The sequence below is a fragment of the Sulfitobacter sediminilitoris genome, assembly GCF_010667575.1.
GTDB classification, from domain to species: Bacteria; Pseudomonadota; Alphaproteobacteria; order Rhodobacterales; family Rhodobacteraceae; genus Sulfitobacter; species Sulfitobacter sediminilitoris.
Genome location: NZ_JAABNT010000021.1, coordinates 1 through 21,100, shown reverse-complemented (window position 1 = coordinate 21,100; position 21,100 = coordinate 1). Strand labels below are relative to the sequence as shown.

General features: G+C 57.6%; 14 protein-coding genes. 13 read left to right on the top strand and 1 reads right to left on the bottom strand.

Annotation, left to right across the window (positions count from 1 at the left end; all coding sequences use genetic code 11):
• The first annotated feature begins 1 nt into the window (after position 1).
• From GV827_RS20475 to GV827_RS20460, 4 genes are read left to right on the top strand one after another with little or no spacing between them, the layout of a single operon-like run.
• Positions 2 to 781, top strand: coding sequence for a hypothetical protein (locus tag GV827_RS20475; RefSeq protein WP_164355671.1), 780 nt, complete (start codon positions 2 to 4; stop codon positions 779 to 781).
• Positions 778 to 1,812, top strand: coding sequence for a polyprenyl synthetase family protein (locus GV827_RS20470; RefSeq protein WP_204326009.1), 1,035 nt, complete (start codon positions 778 to 780; stop codon positions 1,810 to 1,812). The genes GV827_RS20475 and GV827_RS20470 overlap by 4 nt, the downstream gene beginning before the upstream one ends.
• Positions 1,813 to 1,856: 44 nt before the next feature.
• Positions 1,857 to 5,156: an AAA family ATPase gene (locus tag GV827_RS20465; RefSeq protein ID WP_164355670.1), complete on the top strand. Its 3,300-nt coding sequence runs from the start codon at positions 1,857 to 1,859 to the stop codon at positions 5,154 to 5,156.
• A 6-nt stretch (positions 5,157 to 5,162) separates the two neighbouring features.
• Positions 5,163 to 6,152, top strand: coding sequence for an NAD-dependent epimerase/dehydratase family protein (locus GV827_RS20460; protein ID WP_164355669.1), 990 nt, complete (start codon positions 5,163 to 5,165; stop codon positions 6,150 to 6,152).
• A gap of 15 nt (positions 6,153 to 6,167) precedes the next feature.
• On the opposite strand, the gene GV827_RS20455 is transcribed toward GV827_RS20460, so the two are convergent.
• The gene (locus GV827_RS20455) at positions 6,168 to 9,893 is read right to left on the bottom strand and encodes an acetoacetate decarboxylase family protein (protein ID WP_164355668.1); all 3,726 of its coding nucleotides are present in this window, start codon (positions 9,891 to 9,893) and stop codon (positions 6,168 to 6,170) included.
• Between the two features lie 463 nt (positions 9,894 to 10,356).
• On the opposite strand from GV827_RS20455, the gene acs reads away from it, so the two are divergent.
• The 9 genes from acs (at position 10,357) to GV827_RS23445 (ending at position 21,019) form a co-directional block, all read left to right on the top strand.
• A complete protein-coding gene (acs, locus tag GV827_RS20450; RefSeq protein ID WP_164355667.1) occupies positions 10,357 to 12,330 on the top strand; it encodes an acetate--CoA ligase in 1,974 nt (657 codons plus the stop codon).
• Entirely contained in the window at positions 12,330 to 13,016 is a 687-nt protein-coding gene (locus tag GV827_RS20445; RefSeq protein ID WP_164355711.1) for an adenylate kinase, read from the top strand. The genes acs and GV827_RS20445 overlap by 1 nt, the downstream gene beginning before the upstream one ends.
• A 63-nt stretch (positions 13,017 to 13,079) precedes the next feature.
• The gene (locus GV827_RS20440; RefSeq protein WP_164355666.1) at positions 13,080 to 13,343 is read left to right on the top strand and encodes a DUF4212 domain-containing protein; all 264 of its coding nucleotides are present in this window, start codon (positions 13,080 to 13,082) and stop codon (positions 13,341 to 13,343) included.
• Between the two features lie 5 nt (positions 13,344 to 13,348).
• Positions 13,349 to 15,133 carry a sodium:solute symporter family protein gene (locus GV827_RS20435; RefSeq protein ID WP_164355665.1) on the top strand — a complete coding sequence of 595 codons (1,785 nt, stop codon included), beginning with the start codon at positions 13,349 to 13,351 and terminating at the stop codon, positions 15,131 to 15,133.
• A 107-nt stretch (positions 15,134 to 15,240) separates the two neighbouring features.
• The gene (locus tag GV827_RS20430; protein ID WP_164355664.1) at positions 15,241 to 17,061 is read left to right on the top strand and encodes a DUF294 nucleotidyltransferase-like domain-containing protein; all 1,821 of its coding nucleotides are present in this window, start codon (positions 15,241 to 15,243) and stop codon (positions 17,059 to 17,061) included.
• A gap of 4 nt (positions 17,062 to 17,065) precedes the next feature.
• Positions 17,066 to 17,584 (top strand): hypothetical protein, encoded by a 519-nt coding sequence (locus GV827_RS20425; RefSeq protein ID WP_164355663.1) that lies wholly within the window; start codon positions 17,066 to 17,068, stop codon positions 17,582 to 17,584.
• A gap of 1 nt (position 17,585) precedes the next feature.
• Positions 17,586 to 19,061 carry a 3'-5' exonuclease gene (locus GV827_RS20420; protein ID WP_164355662.1) on the top strand — a complete coding sequence of 492 codons (1,476 nt, stop codon included), beginning with the start codon at positions 17,586 to 17,588 and terminating at the stop codon, positions 19,059 to 19,061.
• Between the two features lie 242 nt (positions 19,062 to 19,303).
• Positions 19,304 to 20,119 (top strand): PAS domain-containing protein, encoded by an 816-nt coding sequence (locus GV827_RS20415; protein ID WP_164355661.1) that lies wholly within the window; start codon positions 19,304 to 19,306, stop codon positions 20,117 to 20,119.
• 15 nt (positions 20,120 to 20,134) lie between these two features.
• On the top strand, positions 20,135 to 21,019 hold the full coding sequence (locus GV827_RS23445) for a PAS domain-containing protein (RefSeq protein ID WP_328823193.1): 885 nt from the start codon (positions 20,135 to 20,137) through the stop codon (positions 21,017 to 21,019).
• Positions 21,020 to 21,100: the final 81 nt, after the last annotated feature.

The window sequence follows — 21,100 nt, the reverse complement described above, 5'->3', positions numbered from 1 at the left end:
AATGGACAATCCAGAACGCATAAAGCGCCCGCAACCAGAGCGGACAAAGCCCAACCGTAATGTGCTGGGCGCACTTGGTCAGTCCGACGCTATGCTTGGCAGTCTGGACGCTGCGCAATCTCCGATTGATGGGGGTCACCCGCTTGGCCCCGGCTTTTCCGATCCAGTGCAGAAATCCGCGACCTATGGAAATGCAGGCAGCGATCCCTTTGGCCTCATTGATGAAGGCGTGCGGGCGGCTTCTGATCTGGTGGACGCGCATATTCGGCAGGGTGAGGAAACAGCGAAGTCCCTTGGAAAAAGCGCAGCAGGCATTTCGTTGGCGCAAACCGATGTGTCCGGCCTTTTGACCGGCCTGGTCAGAGCCTATTCAGATGTCGCGTCTGTCTGGGTCGATATCGTCGGATCGCTGGCGCACAGGATTGACGGCACGGGCGCGGCGAAGGCTGACCCGACCCAGACGCAGGGCCTGATCAGTACCATCGGCCTTAGCATTACCAGCGCGGGTAGCGTGGAAACCGGGATCGAGATGTTTCGGCCTGCTATGGATGTGCGCCCGCAGCCTCTTGTCTCAACATCTGTGACCCCGCCGGCGCAAATCACTGATGTCGCATTTGACGCCGGACAGCCGGGCACCGCAGGCAAAATCCGTGTCACCGTCCCGAAAGGGCAAACCCCCGGTGTGTATCACGGGCTTCTTTTGTCAGCTTCAGATCAGACCCCTGTTGGGGTTCTTACCCTGCGGGTTCTGGGACAAACACCGCAGGAGGGGCCTGCGTGACCTATCACGGCGTCGATACCGTATCGGTCGTATTGGATGAATACGGAGCGATGGTGCGCGACGTTATGGCAGACTATCTGCCCAAGCAGGAACCCCGCAAATATCTTTATGATCCGGTTGCGGATTATCCCTCCCGCGGCGGTAAGATGATGCGCCCCAGCCTGTGCATCGCCACTGCCCGCGCCTTTGGCGCAGAGCCGGAACGCGCAGTCCGGGCTGCGGCGGCAATTGAAATGCTGCATAATTCCCTGCTGATCCATGACGATATCGAAGATGAAAGCGAAGAGCGGCGCGGCAAGCCAACGCTGCACGCGATGCACGGTATTCCGATAGCACTGAACGCTGGCGATATGCTGGCCATGCTGAGCATCAGGCCGCTGTTGGAAAACGTCTATGATGCCAGCCCGTGGCTTTCTATTCCAATCATCCAAGACATGGAGCGGATGGCGCGTGAGTCCGCCGAAGGACAGGCGCTTGAACTGGGCTGGCGCAGGGACCCTGACCAGCGTCCGACCCGCGACGATTACCTGATCATGGTTCTGAAAAAGACCTGCTGGCTGGCAGCCATCTATCCGTGCCGGTTGGGCGCTATGCTGGGCAAGCGCAGCAAGATCACCAACGATGCATTCATCCGGTTCGGCTTCTTTTTCGGCGCGGCATTCCAGATTCAGGATGATGTCCTGAATCTCAACGGTGGTTTGACCTATGGCAAGGAAAGCTGCGGCGATCTTTGGGAGGCGAAATGGACGCTGATGCTGATCGATGTAGCCCAGTCCCTGACTGAGGCGGAGCGACCGAGGTTCGAGGCCTATCTGCGCAATTCACGTGAAACCCGCACCGAAGAGGACGTCGCATGGGTGCTTGACCTGATGAACCGGATTGGTGCCATCGAGAATGCGCAGATGTTCGCGCGCGGACTGGCAGGGGCGGCCCTTGGTGAGTTCTCGACATTGCTGAGCGACCTGCCTGACAGCCGCGACAAAAGGTTCATCCGCGATCTGATTACTTGGACCTTCCGGCGTGATCACTGAATTTGACGCCCCAGACATGTTCTGTGGCCAGGGGAGCAAACGAAATGACCGAACAAGATGGTTCTATTGATGACCTGTCGATCTGGCTCGATGGAATTGGGCTGAGCCAGTACCTTGCAGTGATGGCCGCGCAAGACATCACTTTGGAAACCATCGTCGAATTGGACGACGCGGATTTCCGGGAATTGGGAATTTCGATCGGCCACCGGAAGGCTTTGCGCCGCGCGATAGAAGCGCTCAAGTCCGACGATGTTGCCACCACTTCGACAGAACAGGGACAACGACGGCAGTTGACCGTACTATTCTGTGATCTGGTGGGCTTTACCGAGATGGCCCGCCGTTACGACGCCGAAGACATGGCCGCAATCCTCAGAAAGTATCAAGAACGCTGCTACAAGATCATCGAGGCTTGGGGCGGCAGGCCACTTGGTACGCAAGGAGACGGGGTGATCGCGTGCTTTGGCCTGCCGAAGGCCCAAGAGAACGACGCCGAACGCTGCGTACGTGCAGCGCTGGAAATGTCTGATGCGGTCAGGGCGCTGACATTCGACGACGGGCTGCAATTGCACTCTCGGATCGGGGTTGCGACGGGCCGAATGTACGTGCGCGGCGCAGTTGAAGAACCGGGCAATGTGGTGGGTGATGCGCTCAACCTTGCCTCGCGCTTGCAAGACTGTGCCAAGACCGACAGCGTAGTCTTGAGCAACGGCACCAAACGCTTGGTTGAGAAGGTTGCACGCCTGGAGACAATGGGCCCTCGTGCGCTGAAAGGCTTTGCTGATCCGGTCGAGATATGGAACGTTTCGGGTATGTTCGACATTGCGGACCGACTTGATGATCAAGGGCCTGCTGCTCACGAGGGATTGGTCGGACGCGAAGAAGAAATCCAGACGCTACGCCAACTGTGGGAAGACGCCAAAGGCGGCACCGGACGCGTCGCGGTGATCTCGGGAGACGCCGGTATTGGCAAATCCTACGTCCTTGATGCGGTGCGCAGCTTTGTTCAGGAAGACGACCACATCCACATCCGATATTTCAGCGCGCCATTCTATGAAAACAGCGCGATGTTTCCAATCATTGCGCAATTGACCCATGCCGCAGGGATCAAGGAGGACGACAGCAGTTCTGAGCGCCTCGAAAAGATCAAAACATTGGTTGGAGAAGACCCTCCGCTTGCGGTACCTCTGGTTGCAGACCTTTTGTCCGTGGATGTCGGCGATGCCTATCCACCGTTGGACATGACCGCAGCCCAGCAAAAGCTCGAGACTTTTGCCGCACTTCAGGCGCAGCTGTTACGCCACGCCAGTGAACACCCCGTCCTGATTTTGGCCGAGGACGCTCACTGGGCCGATCCGACTTCGCTTGAGTTTCTCACGGCGATAGTTCCCGACATCATACCTAACAACCGCGTGCTGCTTGTTGTGACCCACCGTCCGCCGCTGGATCTGGGCTGGAACGGTTATGATCATGTATCGTATCTGTCACTTGACCGACTGACCCCGACGCAGAGCCGCGAAATCGTCCAACGCGTGATGGGCGACAAGGCCTGCCCGGCAGAGGTGATGCATGACATCATCGAAAACGCCGACGGCGTGCCGCTTTTCGTGGAAGAGCTTGCACGGTCAGCGGCCGAACAGATCGATACGGATGGGGTCAGTCACATTAGGCTGCCATCCACCTTGGAAGACTCACTAAGGGGACGGCTTGACCGTCTGTCACTTGGCAAGAGCGTCGTGCAGACTGCCGCTGTCTTTGGCCGCCGGTTTTATTTATCGCTGTTGCGCCCAATTCTGCAAATGGACGAACGGCGATTGGCCCCCGCCATACAGGAACCCGTTGACGCCAATATCATCTTTCCAGCGGATGATCACGGGGATGAAACGATGCTGTTCCGGCACGCCTTGGTGCAGCACGCGGCCTATCAGGGCCTATTGCGCGCTCAGCGCAAAGAGCTGCATGCACGCATCGCCGAACTGCTGCTGGAACACAGGCCAGGACTGGCCGAGACAGAGCCAGAAACACTTGCGCGACATTTTGCAGGATCTGGCCAGTACGCAGAAGCGATACAGTACCTTCTTGCGGCAGGCCAACGTGCGACATCTCGGGCAGGCCAGATCGAGGCGACAAACCACTACCTTGCCGCGCTTGATCTGTTGAAAGAGCTTCCGGCCTCCCCGGAAAGGGATGCGCAGGAGGTGCTGTTGCAGGCGCTGTTGGGTGGCGCGCTGATGGCAACGCGAGGCTTTGCGGCACCCGATGTCTATGATGCTTTCGCCCGTGCGCGGGAGCTTTGCGTCGCATTGGGCGACAACCCGATGTACTGTTCGTGCCTTTACGGGCTGTTCACTGTCAACGCCTCACGCTCCAACAAGCAAGAAGCCATTGCGCTGGCTGAAGAAATGCTTGCGACCTTTGGCAGATCACCGGTCACCTCTTGGGCGATTGCCGCGCATTTCGCGGCCGGGAACGCGATGTTCTTTCAAGGCAAGCTGAAAGAGGCGCAACATCACTTTGAACACGCTGTGGCGCTTTATTCAGACGATCAGCATGGACCTTTGGTCGAACAATTCGGGGATGATCTCGCCGAATTTTCCCTGTGCTACCTGCAATGGGTGTACCTGCTTTATGGTCAGGTTGACGTCTCGGGCAGCTATCTGGACCGAGCGACGAAGATGGCCAACGATCTGAATAACAAGAACGCGCAGACGCGCTCCATCTCGTTCCAGATGGGCCGTGCGCAGGAATTGGGCGACATTGCCGCCGTGGCAGAAATTGCGCCTAAGGTGATCGATATCTCGATGAAGCAGGGCTATCCTTACTGGGCTACAGCGGGACAGATCGGGCTGGGCTGGGCGATGGCGAAGAGTGGTCAGGAGACAGGCATTGAGATGATCAACGCCAGCCTGGGTTTCTTTGACATGATCGGTCAACTGACGCCCCAGACCTATTGGCGGGGTTACCTGATTTCATCGCTGATCAGCGCAGGACGCAGGGACGATGCGATCAAGGCGGCGGACTATGCGCTGGAGCTGTCCGAAGCAGGTCTGGACAGTTTTTATCAGGCAGCATTGTTGCGATTGAAAGGACAAGCCTACCTGATGGAGCCCGCTCAGCCTGACCTGGCAGAAGCGTGCTATCGCGAGGGCATCGAGTTTGCCAAAGGGGCCGGGATCCACCTGCACGCATTTCAGTGCGTCCACAGCCTTGCCGACCTTTTGCACCAGCAAGGGCGCGGTGGCGATGCGCGGGAGATGCTGACGGAAGCAATTTCAGTCATTGAGGCTAAGGAAGACTTTGCCGAACTCGCGCAGGCCAAAACGCTTTTGTCGGCACTTGCGGGCTGAGACTGGATGCCCTCTGACAGCAGGCGCGTTCTGGTTCTGGGCGGCACAGGACATATCGGTGCCGCCATCGCGCGGCAACTGGCCAGTGACGGGTTTAAGGTGCGTGCATCCGGGCGTTCACCGGAGCCACGCGCAAACCTTGCGGGAGTTGATGTTCAGCAGCTTGCCGGTGACGACAGCCACACCACAAACCTTGAGGCATGGATGCAAGACTGCAGCCTTGTTGTTGATGCCGCAACGCCCTACCCGGTTTGGCGGCATGGGGCTCGTGGTTCGCATGTTGTTGCTGCTGCACGGCAACGCGCGCGCACCCTGATTGCCCTTGCCAAAGAACGGCACGCCGCCCTGATCCACATCTCTTCTTTCACAACTCTTCCAGCGACAGGCAGCATTCAGGACAAATTGCGCCTTGCAACCGTTCGTGGGATGCATCCCTATTTCGAGGTAAAGGAAACGGTCGAGCGGGAAATGCTGAACGCCTTGCGCACCGGAATGAAGGGGTGTGTGATCAACCCGGCTGCCTGCTTTGGCCCCTATGATCTGAAACCGGCCGATCAAGGTTTTGTCCCAATGCTGCTGCGAGGCAAAGTTGCCGGAACACTGAACCATCCTGTCAACGTGATTGATGTGCGCGATGTCGCGTCATATCTGAGCGCGATAGTGCAGCAGAATTTGCCGTTCCCGCAGGTGCCGTTGCTTGGGCATAATCTGAGTATAGATGCTTTGACACGTCAGATTTGCGCCTTGGCGGGTGTTCCGGCTCCAACGTTCCGCGCGCCCCTGTTGCTAAGCCTTGCCAGTGCCTACTGGGCCGAAAGCGCTGCGGCACTGGCGGGGCGCAGAACCCCTTGGCCGAGCCTGCCGATACTCTTGACCGCTGCGGGTCGGAACATGGCGCTCAGCAAGGAACAGATTGCCTTGGGCATCCGCCCTCGCCCGCTTGAGCAAACGCTCATTGATGCCATCGACTGGTACCGCCAGATCGGACGCTGCTGATCGGGTGACCAGCCGCTATTCCAGCACCCCGCCAGTCACCAGCCGCGCTAGGCGCTTGTTCAGAACGGTATCGGGCGACTTGAGATAATATTCGGTTTGGCTGGCAGTCCCGGCAGAAGCCGCTTCCATCATTTCCATATCCTGTTTGTTATGTATGGCACGTTCCATGAAGGCGTCTGTCATCTCCTGAATGCCAGTTTCATAATCAGGATTGTCATCGAACAGATCGCTGGCTGCCCTGATCAGTCGGGGCAGCGCGGCCTCAGTGCGCACCCAGTCTTCGGAGGTGATCAGAACGGTCTGATCCAGCACACGGTTCAACAAGGCCTGCTGGCTGAATTCTGTGCCCACATGAAACGCCTCAGGCAGCACCGTATCGGCGAAAGCATTGTAAAGGTGCGCATACTTTTCGGCTGTTTCGACCTCCGACTTCAGGAGACCTCTGGTTGCTTCGGCAAAGTCCTTTTTTTCCCCGGACGATAGCAGCTCGCGCATATTGGCGATGTGCCCTCTCAAATCTGCCTCAGCTCCCTCCAGATCCCCTTTCATGTTGATTTTCAAACCAACAAAGGCACCCACTGACCCGACGAAGGTAAAGAGCTCGGCCCTGAAGCTCAGCACCTCGGTAGAGCGGCGGTTCAGCTCGCTTTTGAAATAGGTCTTTGACAGAGGCCAATAGCCGTAGAGCCGCTCTGCTTGAGGGAACAGCGTTTCGGTGAACTGATTAGGCACCGTTTGAGCCGGGACGCAGAAGTCAGGTTTATCGTAGTGTCGACGTCTTGAGCCCGGTGCCAGCCCCCACTGTCGCGACAGGACGGTATCCGCTATGGTCGCGGGACTGACGATTGAGATCAGACTCGCGGCCTCCGATTGGCAATATTCTTTTGCCTTGCCTGCCCGCGTGACCTGCGCGTTGAATGCAGCGATATCAAGCGCCTCACCCGACGAGATCGACTCAAGCAATTCTGGGTCGGTAGTCACCGCAACCGCGCCCGTCGCAAACCGTTCGCGTATTGCCAGTTCAGATACTTCGCCACGCTCAAGATGGTCACTGAAACCTCCCAGCAGGAACTCCTTGGACACTTTACGGGAATGCAGATTGAACGGTTTGGTCCGCCCCGGCAACCTGCACCGATACCGCAACTCAACGGGGTGATCTGCGTCGAACCCGTCAGCTTTGCTGACCACTTCCATTGCCCGGCTCTTGTCGCTTTGACGCCAGCCGAATACCTGTTCGACGCTGTCGACCCTTTGCCATTTGCTGGTGCCGATACGTTCATAGAGGGTGTCGCCCGCTTCCCTGACCAGGTCTGCATTGATCGAGAAAGGTCTCAACGATTCAAAAACTTTCACAACACGGTCGGGCCCCGGATAGGAAAACTTGGGTCTCAGCCCCAAAAGTTCGGTGATCGGTTGCGTCGGGTAATCCGTGATCGACACGTGCAAAGGCTCTTCCAACTCGCGCATATCGGCCAGTTTCTGTATGCGGTGACGGCGCTGGACCAACCCCTGATAGCAGGCATTCTGCGTGTGCCGTGAATCTCGGAACTGCTTGAGTGAGAACTGATTGATCGGCAGATCGCCCCCCAGCAGTTGCAGCACGAAACCCTGACCAAGGGCCAAGGGCTCACCCTCGTCCTTTTGCGCATTCTTTTCCTTGAGGTCATCTGCCAGCAGACTCACCCAACTATTAACGGACTCGTGCTGTGTTTCATGCACTTGGGTCTTGGGCGGCGTGTGGCTATGAAGCTGGATGATCGACCTTTCCTGTGCCTGCGCACCGCTCATCAGCGCGGGCAACACCTCGGCAGTCATATCCAGAATATCCCGCTTGGCCCGGTCTTGACTCATATCGATGCTAAGCCAGTCGTTCTCGGGTGATCTGATCTTCGACCCCATTGTCGGGATGCCTGCGACCTCGCTCGCCGTGATCGCGGTGCCTGTGTCATCAACAAAGGAAAACGCTGAAACAAATCCGGTGGTCACAAGATGGCGACACCCCTTCTCCGCCATGAGACGCGGATCACCTTGGTCATACTCTTGATAATCCTTGTCATCAAACCAATCGTAGCATTTGACAGGCACAGCCAGATTAATCTCTCGCGCGCGCCGCTTGGCAACCGCATTCAAGGTCGAGTTCATCTGATCGAAATCGCAGATGATCAAGTAGACGAAGTCGCCCCAAGCCTCGAACCGCATGTGTTTTTCCACGTGCAGGTATTCTGAGACAAAGGTGTTCAGGGACGCATGATCCGCCTTGACTGGTAGCACGCGGATTGATGCGTTGGGCATGGTAAAGGACCCGCCCACAGCCTCCGATGCACCGCGTGCGGTATTGAAGAAATTCATCGTCCGGATGTAGTCCAGATCAAAGGCATCCTCGGCATCATCTTGGTCTTGCCCCAATGGAGCGGAGTCTTCTTGTGGCGACGCACGCTGACTTGTGACGTCCGGCTTTACGCTTTGCGCGGGAACGTCTGCTGCCTCCTTGTCCTTGCGCGCGCGTTCTTTTGCCAGCGCCTCCATGTAGGCGCCCGCTGTCCACCCGTCCTTGCGCCCCCGCCAGACCAGAGTATCCGCCAGCCCATAGGTCATATCGACTTGCATCCAAAGCGGGCAAACCGGTGTCAGGGACGACACCAAGGTGCCATCGGCCTCTCTTTCTTCTGCCACCTCAAGGCCCAGCGATTCAACAATCGGCAACCCGGCGAGGCTATGCACATCAATCCGGAATCCACCGTCCAATTGACCCAGCAGCATGTTCTGCGGACCCAGCAGACCGCCGCGTGCGATCGACTTGACTGGCATCTTGGCCGAGGTGATCGCCTGATAGCAGGTGGCATGCGGATCGCCCGCATCTCGGAACTGTTTGAAATTGATCGTGTTCGCGTAAGCCCGTGGGAACATCGACCACAGCATGTCGCGCGCACCGGAGACCCAATCCTTTGGGTTTATCCATGACTTCAGCTTTTCGGGCTGCAATTGGGCGCGAAAGGTTTCCTGCTCAAGAAAGTCAGGCAAAACCGGGCTTCCCGTGATCCCATCACTGGCGATCCCTGCAAATGTCTTGGCCAGATCGGCACCCAGCCGTGTGAACCCGGCAACCGTGCTCGATAGCTGCTGTATCGGCTTGGTGATCGTGTCCATGCTGGGCGGAATATCGAAAAGCCCCGCCGCCCGGTTTTGGTAGACGGACAGAAACGGCCGGTAATCCTGCACTTCTCCGGCGTATGCATGCGCCGCGCGCTTGGTGCTGACCTGAAAGACGCGCCGGGCGCCGTGGGGGTCTCTTACCCATTCACTGACCGACGGATCAAGTTTCGCCAGCAGCTTGGGCCAGCCATAAACCTCCCGCCCGGTGCTCATCGACATTTCATTGTCAACAAAGATGAAAGGCGAGGTGAAAGCCCAATCGTGAAATTCAGCGCCATCTGGCGTCATGTTCAGCCAGCGCAGCGGGATGCCAAAGGCCACCTCGCGCTGCGAAACCCAGCCCATGTTGGCCGCTTGCAGCGACATGCGGCCATAATCAAGAATGACCAGATAGACGAACGGAATGAACGGTTTGAACTGCACCAGATGCGGCGCCTGGTTGAGGTAGTTGTTACAGAACGTCTCAAGCCGGGACAGGCTGGCGCGCAGCGGAAAGACCGACATCGTCACATCGCTGAACGCAAAGGGCGGCGACATCTGAAGCGAACTGGCCGCGCCACGGGCCGTATTGTAGGGAATGGCAGACATGGTGCGCGCCCCTTGAATGACCGAGAGTAAAACCTCTCGCCGAAAGCGTAGGTTAAAGGCCTGTTTCAAACAAGTCTTTCGGCCCGCTCTGGCCACGGGCGGGTTCGCGCTCACCTAAAGTTCACCTGATATTGATCCCTTCGATTCGCCTATCCGCCGTTTCGAGGCGCGACAGGTTTGGCAAGTCTCTGCTGATCCCGGAAGAGTTGTAGCGCTAACAGTATGCAAAGGTATACCGTCGCATCACCCCGTCGAAATGCTCCCGCAGTAAAAAGTTAAGGCAATACCGTCACTTGACAAAAAATTTACGAAATTAGGGGGAATTTTAGAAATCATTTTACAAAAAAATCGAACGAACACAGCGCCCAATGTTTTGCGTTTACCATTAGGCGTATGGTCCCCCCAGAGAAACACCAGCCCCAATCTTGTCAGATTTGCCGGGTGTTTCGTGAGGAGGGATACAATGAACACTCAAAACCAGCCAAAACTGGCGGCCTTTCCGCCGTCCGCTGAAACCGTCAAGCGCGCGCATGTGACGGCGGATGATTACGCGCAGATGTACGCAGCATCCGTATCTGACCCAGAAACATTCTGGGCTGACCAAGGCAAGCGCGTTGATTGGATGACACCCTTCACAAAGGTAAAGAACACATCGTTTGAACCGGGCAACATCGATATCCGCTGGTTTGAGGACGGCACGCTGAACGTCAGCGCCAACTGCATTGACCGCCACCTTGAGACGCGCGCTGATCAGACCGCAATTATCTGGGAACCGGACGACCCCTCCAAAGAGGACGCCCAGCACATCACCTACCGCGATCTGCACGCTTCGGTTTGCAAGATGGCGAATGTTCTGAAGGAGCTCGGTGTCGAAAAGGGCGACCGGGTCGTGATCTACCTGCCGATGATCCCCGAAGCCGCCTATGCCATGCTGGCCTGTGCCCGGATCGGCGCCATTCATTCCATCGTTTTCGCCGGTTTCTCCCCGGACGCCTTAGGGGCGCGTATCAACGGTTGTGACGCCAAGGTCGTCATCACCGCAGATCACGCGCCCCGGGGCGGACGAGAAACGCCTTTGAAATCCAACACCGATGCTGCGCTGCTGCATTGCAAAGACAGCGTGAAGTGTCTGGTGGTGAAACGGACGGGCGGTCAGACAACTTGGACCGACCGTGACTATGATTGCAATGCGCTGATGGCCGACGCTTCGGCAGAGTGCGCACCTGCGGAGATGAACGCCGAAGACCCGCTGTTCATCCTCTACACTTCCGGCTCCACCGGCCAGCCCAAGGGGGTGGTGCACACATCCGGTGGCTATCTGGTGTATGCCTCCATGACCCATGAGATCGTATTCGATTATCAAGATGGCGACGTGTTCTGGTGTACGGCGGACGTCGGCTGGGTCACCGGCCACAGCTATATCGTCTACGGCCCCCTCGCCAACGGAGCGACCACGATCATGTTCGAAGGGGTCCCGACCTTTCCCGACGCAGGCCGGTTCTGGGAAGTCTGTGCCAAGCACAAGGTCAACCAGTTTTACACCGCTCCGACAGCGATCCGCGCGCTGATGGGCGCAGGGAACGAGTGGGTGGAAAAGCATGATCTCAGCGATCTGCGTCTTTTGGGTTCAGTCGGAGAGCCGATCAATCCAGAAGCCTGGAACTGGTACAACGAGGTGGTCGGCAAGGGCAAATGCCCCATCGTCGATACCTTCTGGCAGACCGAAACGGGTGGGCACATGCTGACCCCCCTACCCGGTGCCACAACCCTGAAACCCGGTGCGGCACAGCAGCCCTTCTTTGGCGTGCAGCCCGTGGTGCTGGAACCCACCAGCGGTGAAGTTGTCGAAGGCAACGGTGTCGAGGGTGTGCTGTGCATCGCGGGCAGCTGGCCGGGCCAGATGCGCACCGTCTGGGGCGATCACGAGCGGTTCGAGAAGACCTATTTCAGCGACTACAAGGGCTATTATTTCTCGGGTGACGGTTGCCGCCGGGATGAGGATGGCGATTACTGGATAACCGGGCGCGTGGACGACGTGATCAACGTCTCTGGCCACCGGATGGGCACGGCGGAAGTGGAAAGCGCACTGGTTGCCCATGCCAAGGTCGCCGAGAGCGCCGTGGTCGGCTACCCGCATGACGTCAAAGGGCAAGGCATCTATGCCTATGTGACCCTGATGAATGGCGAGGAACCTTCCGACGAACTGCGCAAGGAGCTGGAGACATGGGTCCGCACGGAGATCGGCCCCATCGCCAAACCCGACCTCATTCAATGGGCCCCCGGCCTGCCCAAGACACGCTCAGGCAAGATCATGCGCCGCATCCTGCGCAAGATCGCCGAGGACGATTTCGGTGCCCTGGGTGACACCTCGACCCTCGCCGATCCATCAGTGGTTGATGACCTGATTGAAAACCGCATGAACCGGAGGAATGCATGATGGACGGCTCAGCGACGCCTGCCACCGCCCCCGTGTTGATCCTGCTTGGCCCTCCCGGCGCGGGCAAAGGCACGCAGGCTCGGATGCTTGAGGAAAGCCACGGTCTGATCCAGCTTTCGACGGGTGACCTGCTGCGCGCCGCTGTGGCAGCGGGCACGGACGCGGGCAAGCAGGCAAAGGCCGTGATGGAAGCGGGTGACTTGGTCAGCGATGAAATCGTGATTGCCATCCTGCGCGACCGTCTGGCAGAGCCCGATTGCGCCAGTGGCGTGATCCTCGATGGCTTTCCGCGCACGACCGTTCAGGCCGAGGCGCTGGATACGCTGCTGGCCGACACCGGGCAACGGATCAATGCCGCCGTCAGTCTTGAGGTCGAGGATGCCGCGATGGTCGCGCGTATCTCGGGCCGGTTCACCTGTGGCAGCTGCGGCGAAGGCTATCACGACAGCTTCAAGCCCACCGCCAAGGCAGGTGTCTGCGACAACTGCAGCTGCACCGATATGAAACGCCGCGCGGACGATAACGCCACAACAGTGGCGCAGCGGCTTGAGGCCTACCACGCTAAGACAGCGCCGCTGATTGATTATTACCAGAACAAGGGGACGCTCTCCCGTGTCCCCGCCATGGGGGCCATCGACGAGATTGCCGCCCAACTGAACAGCGTTGTGTCACAAGCCACGACATAACGCCCTTGGAGTTCGGAGGCTCAAGCGCGGCCCCCGACGCACAAATGGAGGAGGGACCAATTCATGTCTCAACAAAACAGCTCTAACAACGCATATTGGCAAGCCAATATACGCCTTATCCTGATCAGCCTCGTCATCTGGGCGCTGGTCTCATTCGGGTTCGGGATCATCCTGCGCCCGCTTCTGGCCGGCATCGCCGTGGGTGGCACCGACCTTGGCTTCTGGTTCGCCCAGCAGGGCTCAATCATCGTCTTCCTGATCCTGATCTTCTTCTACGCATGGCGCATGAACAAGCTCGATAAGGAACACCGCGTGGACGAGGAATAAACACAATGGATCAGTTTACACTCAATCTGCTGTTCGTTGGCGCGTCCTTTGCGCTCTACATCGGCATCGCGGTCTGGGCCCGCGCGGGATCGACATCAGAATTCTACGCCGCCGGTCGCGGCGTGCACCCTGTCACCAACGGGATGGCCACCGCCGCCGACTGGATGTCCGCAGCCTCGTTCATCTCGATGGCGGGCCTCATCGCCTTCACCGGCTATGACAACTCGTCCTTCCTGATGGGCTGGACGGGCGGTTACGTGCTGCTGGCGCTGCTGTTGGCACCCTACCTGCGCAAGTTCGGCAAGTTCACGGTGTCCGAGTTCATCGGCGACCGGTTCTATTCCAAGACCGCGCGCATGGTGGCGGTGATCTGCCTCTTGGTGGCCTCCATCACCTACGTGATCGGTCAGATGCAGGGCGTGGGCATCGCCTTTGGCCGGTTCCTCGAGATCGACGCCTTCTGGGGTTTGCTGATTGGGGCCTGTGTGGTGTTCGCCTACGCCGTTTTCGGTGGCATGAAGGGCGTGACCTATACGCAGGTGGCACAGTACTGTGTTTTGATCACCGCCTACACGATCCCGGCGGTCTTTATCTCTCTGCAACTCACCGGCAATCCGATCCCGGCGCTGGGTCTGTTTGGCTCAACCGAAAGCGGGGAGCCGCTCTTGGCGAAACTGAACCAGATCGTGACTGACCTTGGCTTTGCCGAATATACGGCGGCCCATGGCTCGACCATCAACATGGTGCTTTTCACCTTGTCGCTGATGATCGGAACCGCCGGTCTGCCCCACGTGATCATGCGCTTCTTTACGGTGCCCAAGGTGTCTGACGCACGCTGGTCCGCTGGCTGGACGCTGGTCTTCATCGCCCTTCTCTACCTGACCGCCCCTGCGGTGGGTGCCATGGCGCGGCTCAACATCTCCGAACTGATGTGGCCCAACGGCACGGATGCCCCTGCAGTCAGCGTCGAGCAGATCGAGAGCGATCCGGAGTACGCCTGGATGGCGACGTGGCAGAAGACCGGTCTTCTTGGATGGGAAGACAAGAACGGCGACGGCCTGATCCAGTACTACAACGACAAGAACGCCGATCTGCAGGCCAAGGCGGAAGCTAACGGCTGGGAAGGCAACGAGTTGACCAACTTCAACCGTGACATCCTCGTGCTTGCCAATCCCGAGATTGCGTCGCTCCCCGGCTGGGTGATCGGCCTTGTGGCGGCGGGTGGTCTTGCGGCGGCTCTGTCCACAGCGGCGGGTCTGCTTCTGGCGATCTCCTCGGCGGTGTCTCACGACTTGCTCAAGGGTCAGCTGACCCCGAACATGTCGGAAAAGAAGGAACTGATGGCCGCACGTATCTCCATGGCAGCGGCGATCGTGGTGGCGGTTCTCTTGGGCCTCAACCCACCGGGATTTGCGGCGCAAACCGTGGCCTTGGCCTTCGGACTTGCGGCAGCCTCGATCTTCCCTGCGCTGATGATGGGTATCTTCTCGACCCGTATCAACAACGTGGGCGCGGTCGCGGGCATGCTGGCCGGTCTGGTCGTTACGCTGCTCTACATCTTCCTGCACAAGGGCTGGTTCTTCATCCCTGACACCAACTCCTTCACCGATGCCGATCCGCTGCTTGGACCGATCAAGTCGACCTCGTTCGGTGCCATCGGTGCGGCGGTCAACTTTGCGGTGGCCTACATCGTCTCCGGCATGACCAAGGAAACCCCGCAGGAGATCAAGGACCTTGTCGAAAGCGTCCGCATCCCGCGTGGTGCAGGCACCGCTGTCGAGGGCCACTAAATAAGCCAACAGGATATCGCCGGGGTACCTTCGGCGATGATCCACCTTCAAAAACGGTCCTGCCCGCGTCAATGTGGGCAGGACATCCCTGAAAGAAGGCCAGCCACATGTCCGTTCCGGCTTCTTTGACCCAGTTTCTTGCGACCGTGCACCCTTATGACAGCCTGACTGAGGCCGAACTCGAAGCACTTTGCGCGGCGTGCGACGCACAAGAATTTGCTGCCGGTGATAAGGTCTTTGCAATTGGGGACGTGGCGACCAATCTCTACATCATTGCCGCGGGTGAAGTTGAGATCACGGACGAAACAGACGTTCAGCTTTCCATTCTCGGTCCTCGAAACTCCTTTGGCGAACGTGCGCTTTTGCGCGCTGAGGACGCCAGCCGCACAGCCACCGTCACCTCTGACGCGACATTGATTGTGATGCCGGCCGCAACACTTTTCACACTGATAAAAACGCACCCGACTGTCGCGAAATTTTTCGACCGCCGCCGACCTAGCCGAAGCGATCGAAAAGATCTGGCAACCCTTCCTATAGAGCGGTTGATGACACGCAACCCGATCACATGTGCGCCTCATACGTCGGTCCGGGACGCCGCCGCCGAAATGCACAAGGCGCATATATCCTCAATCTGCGTTACCGACGCCGGAGAATTTAAAGGAATCGTAACCCTTCGTGACATGACCGGTCGGGTTGTGGCAAAGGGGGCCGACACCAACGGCCCGATATCTGCGGTTATGACCGCAACACGGCTGACGCTGGGACCCAAAGCCTTGGTCACAGACGTTCTTCACCTGATGGTGGAACGCGGTATTCGACATGTGCCGATTGTCGATGGGTCCAAACTGCTTGGCATCGTAACGCAGACTGATTTGACCCGCGCTCTTGCAATGTCTTCGGCAGATCTGGTTGGTCGAGTAGCAAAGGCAGAAGATGCCGCCGCCATGGCGCGGGCAACAGCGGAAATACCACATCTGTTGGTTCATTTGGTAGAAGCAGGCAACCGACACGAGGTCATCACGCGCCTGATCACTGACATCGCCGATACGGCAACACGCCGATTGCTGGCACTGGCCGAGGTCAATCTTGGCCCGCCGCCGGTTCCCTACCTCTGGCTTGCCTGTGGATCGCAAGGGCGCCAGGAACAGACAGGGGTTTCTGATCAGGACAATTGTCTGATCCTGGCAGACACCGTGAGCGAAAGTGACATGCCGTATTTCGCGGCGCTTGCGAAATTCGTGAGCGACGGGCTGGACACCTGCGGATATTTCTACTGTCCCGGCGACATGATGGCGACCAATCCACGCTGGTGTCAGCCGCTGCGCATCTGGCGAGACTATTTCGCAAGCTGGATCGAAAAGCCTGACCCGGAGGCGCAGATGCTGGCCTCGGTCATGTTTGACCTGCGGCCTATTGGCGGTGACGAAAGCCTTTTTGACGATCTTCGGGAAGGAACGCTTGAACGGGCTTCAAAGAATTCGATCTTTACGGCGCACATGATCTCCAATTCGCTCAAGCATCAGCCGCCTTTGGGGCTTTTGCGCGGGCTGGCGACGATCCGGTCGGGCGAGCATCGGCATCAACTAGACCTCAAGCATAACGGGGTCGTCCCCGTGGTAGATCTGGGGCGGATCTATACGTTACAGGGGCGCTTGCCCCCAGTGAACACCCGCGCCAGACTGGAAGCCGCGCAGGCGGCAGGCGTTTTGTCAAAAGCAGGTGCCGCTGATCTTCTGGATGCCTACGATCTCATAGCAATGACACGGCTTCAGCATCAGGCCGCACAGGTCAGGGCAGGAGAGAAACCGGACAATTTCCTTGCCCCCTCGACGCTGTCCGATTTCGAACGCAGTCACCTGCGGGATGCCTTCGTGGTTGTGAAAACCATGCAATCTGCTGTGGCTGCTGGAAAAGGGACCTTAGGATGATCGCATGTTTGTAGAACTCATCGCTACCGTTTTTGCCGGGATCGCTTGCGCGGGCCTTGCTTTACTGCTGAACATCATAACCGGGCGTCGCCTTCCGAAATGGGTGATGCCGGTGGCGGCAGGACTGGGTATGATCGGCATGACGATCTCCAACGAATACACTTGGTTCAGCCGCACGGCAGAGCGATTACCTGATGGTGTCGAGATCGCGATGACCGTTGAAGAGCAAAGCTGGCTGCGACCATGGACGCAGGTCTGGCCCTATACGAAGCGCTTTGTAGCGGCGGACACCGGCACCGCCCGAACCAACGAGAACCTGCCGGACCAGCGCATGGCTGATCTTTACTTCTTTGGCCGCTGGTCGCCTGTCAATCAGGCCCCGATGATCTTTGATTGCGCCGCGGGCCGTTCCGCATTGCTGATCGACGGCGCGACCTTTGCGGCGGACGGTGCGGTGGTCAATGCAGAGTGGGAGACCATGCCGGACGACGATCCTATCCTCGAACTGGTTTGCGGGACCTGACATGTTCGCCCGCCTCTCCCTGCGCTTTCGCATCTTCCTGTTTTTCTGCCTTCTGGCAGCAGGAGGCGCGGCGCTGGCGTGCGCCTCTCTTTATCTGGGGTGGTCACGGGCGGAAAACGTATTGCCGACGGCCCCTTTTCTGACCGCTTTTGTGATTTTCGCATTCCTCAATACCGGTCTTGCTGTTGCTGTCTGGCTGCTCTTTGATGAAAATGTTGCCAAGCCAATTAACAGACTTGCCGCCGATCTGCGCCTGCGGGCGCATTCAGGCGTAAACGCCGAGGTCGAGACGCAAGCTGCGCGGTATCTGGGTGATCTGGCTCCTGCTGCAAACGCCGTCTCGACCGCATTGTCGAGCACAGTGATAGATACCGCAAAGCAGGTCGCGCGAGAGACCGAGCGGCTCAAGGCGGAAACAGCACAGCTCACCGCGCTGCTCACCGAGATCCCCGTGGCGACGATCCTTGTAAATACCGCAGATGAGATCGTGCTTTACGACGGTCAGGCAGCCGAAGTGCTGTCCACAATCGCCCCTGCTCGGCTCAAGGCACCACTGACTGACTATTTTGATTCCACAGACCTGTTAAGCGCCCAAGAAGAGATGATAAAAAGAGGGGCGGAAGTGTCTTTCGTCCTTCAGGATCACAGCCGAAAACTGCGATTTGACGCGAAAATGAAGGCGCTGGAAACAGATGGTTACATATTGGTGATCAATGTTGGAGAAGGGGCGCAGAAATTCATCGAAGCTCGACCGCTCGTTTTCGATTTTGATCTTTTGAATAAGAGCGAAGCAACTGAAATCCACGACACCGCGTTGCGTAATTTGTGTTTCGTCGCCTTCGATACCGAGGCAACGGGCCTTTCGGTTGAGAAAGATGACGTCGTACAGCTTGGTGCTGTCCGCGTATTGAATGGGCGAATTGTTCACGGTGAGGTGGTAGACACCTACGTCAATCCAGGGCGCCCGATCCCGCCCGCCTCGACCCTCATTCATCAGGTGACCGATGGTGATGTGGCCGGTGCACCAGATTTCGCGACAGCCGGGCGCAATTTCCACCATTTCGCACGCGACGCAGTTCTGGTTGCCCACAACGCCCCATTCGATATCGGGCTACTGCGCCGGTGCGCGTCAGATATGGGCGTGGACTGGAGCCATCCTGTTCTTGATACCGTGCTATTGTCAGCGGCCGTTTTCGGCACAACCGAAGATCACTCCCTTGACGCTCTTTGTGAGCGCCTGTCGATTTTGATCCCGCCTGACTTGCGCCACACCGCGATTGGGGATGCGCAGGCAACCGCCCAGGTGCTGGTCAAGCTCATTCCGCTTCTCGAAGGCAAGGGATTGGTCCGCTTTGGACAGGTCATCGCCGAAACACAACGACATGGTCGCCTTTTGAAGGATCTGAACAAGCGGCAGTCCGAAAAACCCGTCGACGGCACCAATGTCGGTCGTCCTTCGCAGACGGGACAGTCATAAATCAGGTTTCTGAGATAACCGGTCGGCGGCTATGCCTCAAATGAGAGCGCCCAGATCGGATTTCCGAGGCGGTGTTGGTCAACCACACCACCAACACCTTTCGCGAAAACTCTCAATTACTGCAGAAGTTTTCAATAATTTGCGGAAGAAAAACTCAAATTTCAACAGTTACCGCCTGGCTCCGAAAGACAGTCTTAAGACGCTGCTGACACAACGCGACTGAACAAAATAAGGTAAGTCCGTTGGACTATTCAGAGTCGATAGATGAAGCCAAGGTCATCATTGATCAGGCGATGCGCGATGCCATTGCCGGGTATGTAGTCATTAATCTGGGCGGCGTTGTTCTGTCAAGCAATCAAGCCTTTTGCGCCATGCTGGGACACGACATGCCGTCGTTCCATGGCACGGATTTCAAACAGTGCTTCCGCGAGAATTACCGCGGATTGGCGGCAGACTGGTTGGCCGAAATCCAGTCCGGCGCTGATGTTAATCTGCGACAACTCAGCGGGCTGCTTCATGCCGATGGCAGTACCCGCATGATCGATCTGAATGCGTCGATCGACAAGGATGAGCGCGGATTGCCGGCACGGGTTGTTCTGGCTGCCTGGGACGTTACTGAAATTCTTTCTCGTGGGTCGCGGACCAAAGCCGCAAAGAACATGCTTGAATTGGCTTTGGGCGTAAACAGGATCGGTACGTGGGAACATGTGCCGGATACTGGTGAATTCACAATGGATGCAACCGCAGAGACTCTCTTTGGCTATGCGAAAGGGACCTATCCGAAACGCAGTTTTACAGAGCATCTGCAGCACCACATGCCAATCGCTCTGGATGAGAAACTGCGCGATGTCCTTGCGGCCTTTACGCACCCGGATGAAGGCAGGAAGGAAAGCACGCTGACGGTCAAGGTACGGTTGATCCGGCAGGCGGATGGCACAGCTTCGTGGATGCGCATCGGCGAACGGATCATCGACCATCCTGTTTTACTCGGCGCAAAAAAGGTCATTGGAACGGTTCAGGACGTCGACACGGAAGTCAAAGCATTCATCAAACTATAGGAAACCCAGCGCGCGCTGAAAAGGAGCACACAGCTGGTTGACGCAGCCACCGATGCCAGCTGCATCGGCATCTGGCGCGTCGTGCCGGCAAATGAAGACTGCTGGTATTCCGACAGCTGGTTCAAGGCCTTGGGATATCAGCCAGACGAACTGCCGCATGACATGGAGATGTTCACAAACCTTTTGCATCCCGATGATGTGGAACCGGTATTTGCCAATCTTGAGAAAACGGTGAACAGCGACAGTGATAGTTTCCATGCAGATTTTCGTCTTCGACGAAAAGACGGATCCTATGCGTGGTTCGGATCTGCGGGAATGAAGATCACGGATGAAGACGTCGAAGACGGCGTAGCTATCGTTGGCGCCCAGATCGACATCAGCGAGAGGGTGGAGGCGAAGGATCGCGTCGAAGCCGCCGCAGTTTTGGCACGCAGCACATCCGCACGGCTGAAACGATTGACGGAAAATGTAGCCGGCGCAATCTTTGAGTTTAAGATCGATGCCAAGGGTGACGTCTCCTTTCCGTATTTCACGTCAGGATTGCCGAAACTACTGGGCATCTCATCTGCCATTCTGGAGCAGGACGCCAATCTGGCCTTTCTAAACGTGCATGTTGAAGACCGGCTTCGGGTTCAGGAAGACATTCAAGAGTCAGCGAGGACATTGGATGTATTCAAGATTGTCTATCGGCTCGTGCACCCTAAGCGCGGCTTGTTATGGTTGCGCGCCAGTTCGACGCCAATCGCATTGCCCGAAGGTGGCGTCGTCTGGCACGGCAGCCTGTTTGATGTCACCAAGGAAATGCACCGCGAGAAAGAGCTGGAAGAGATGGTATGGTTGCCGCCCTCCCCAGTCGGCATCGCAATGTGCCAAAGATGTGGTCGTACACGGCCACGCTAGAGAGAGGACGGCAATATGATTGATACAATGATCGGTGTAGATTTGGCAAAGAATGTCTTTCAACTGCATGGGGCTTCGTTG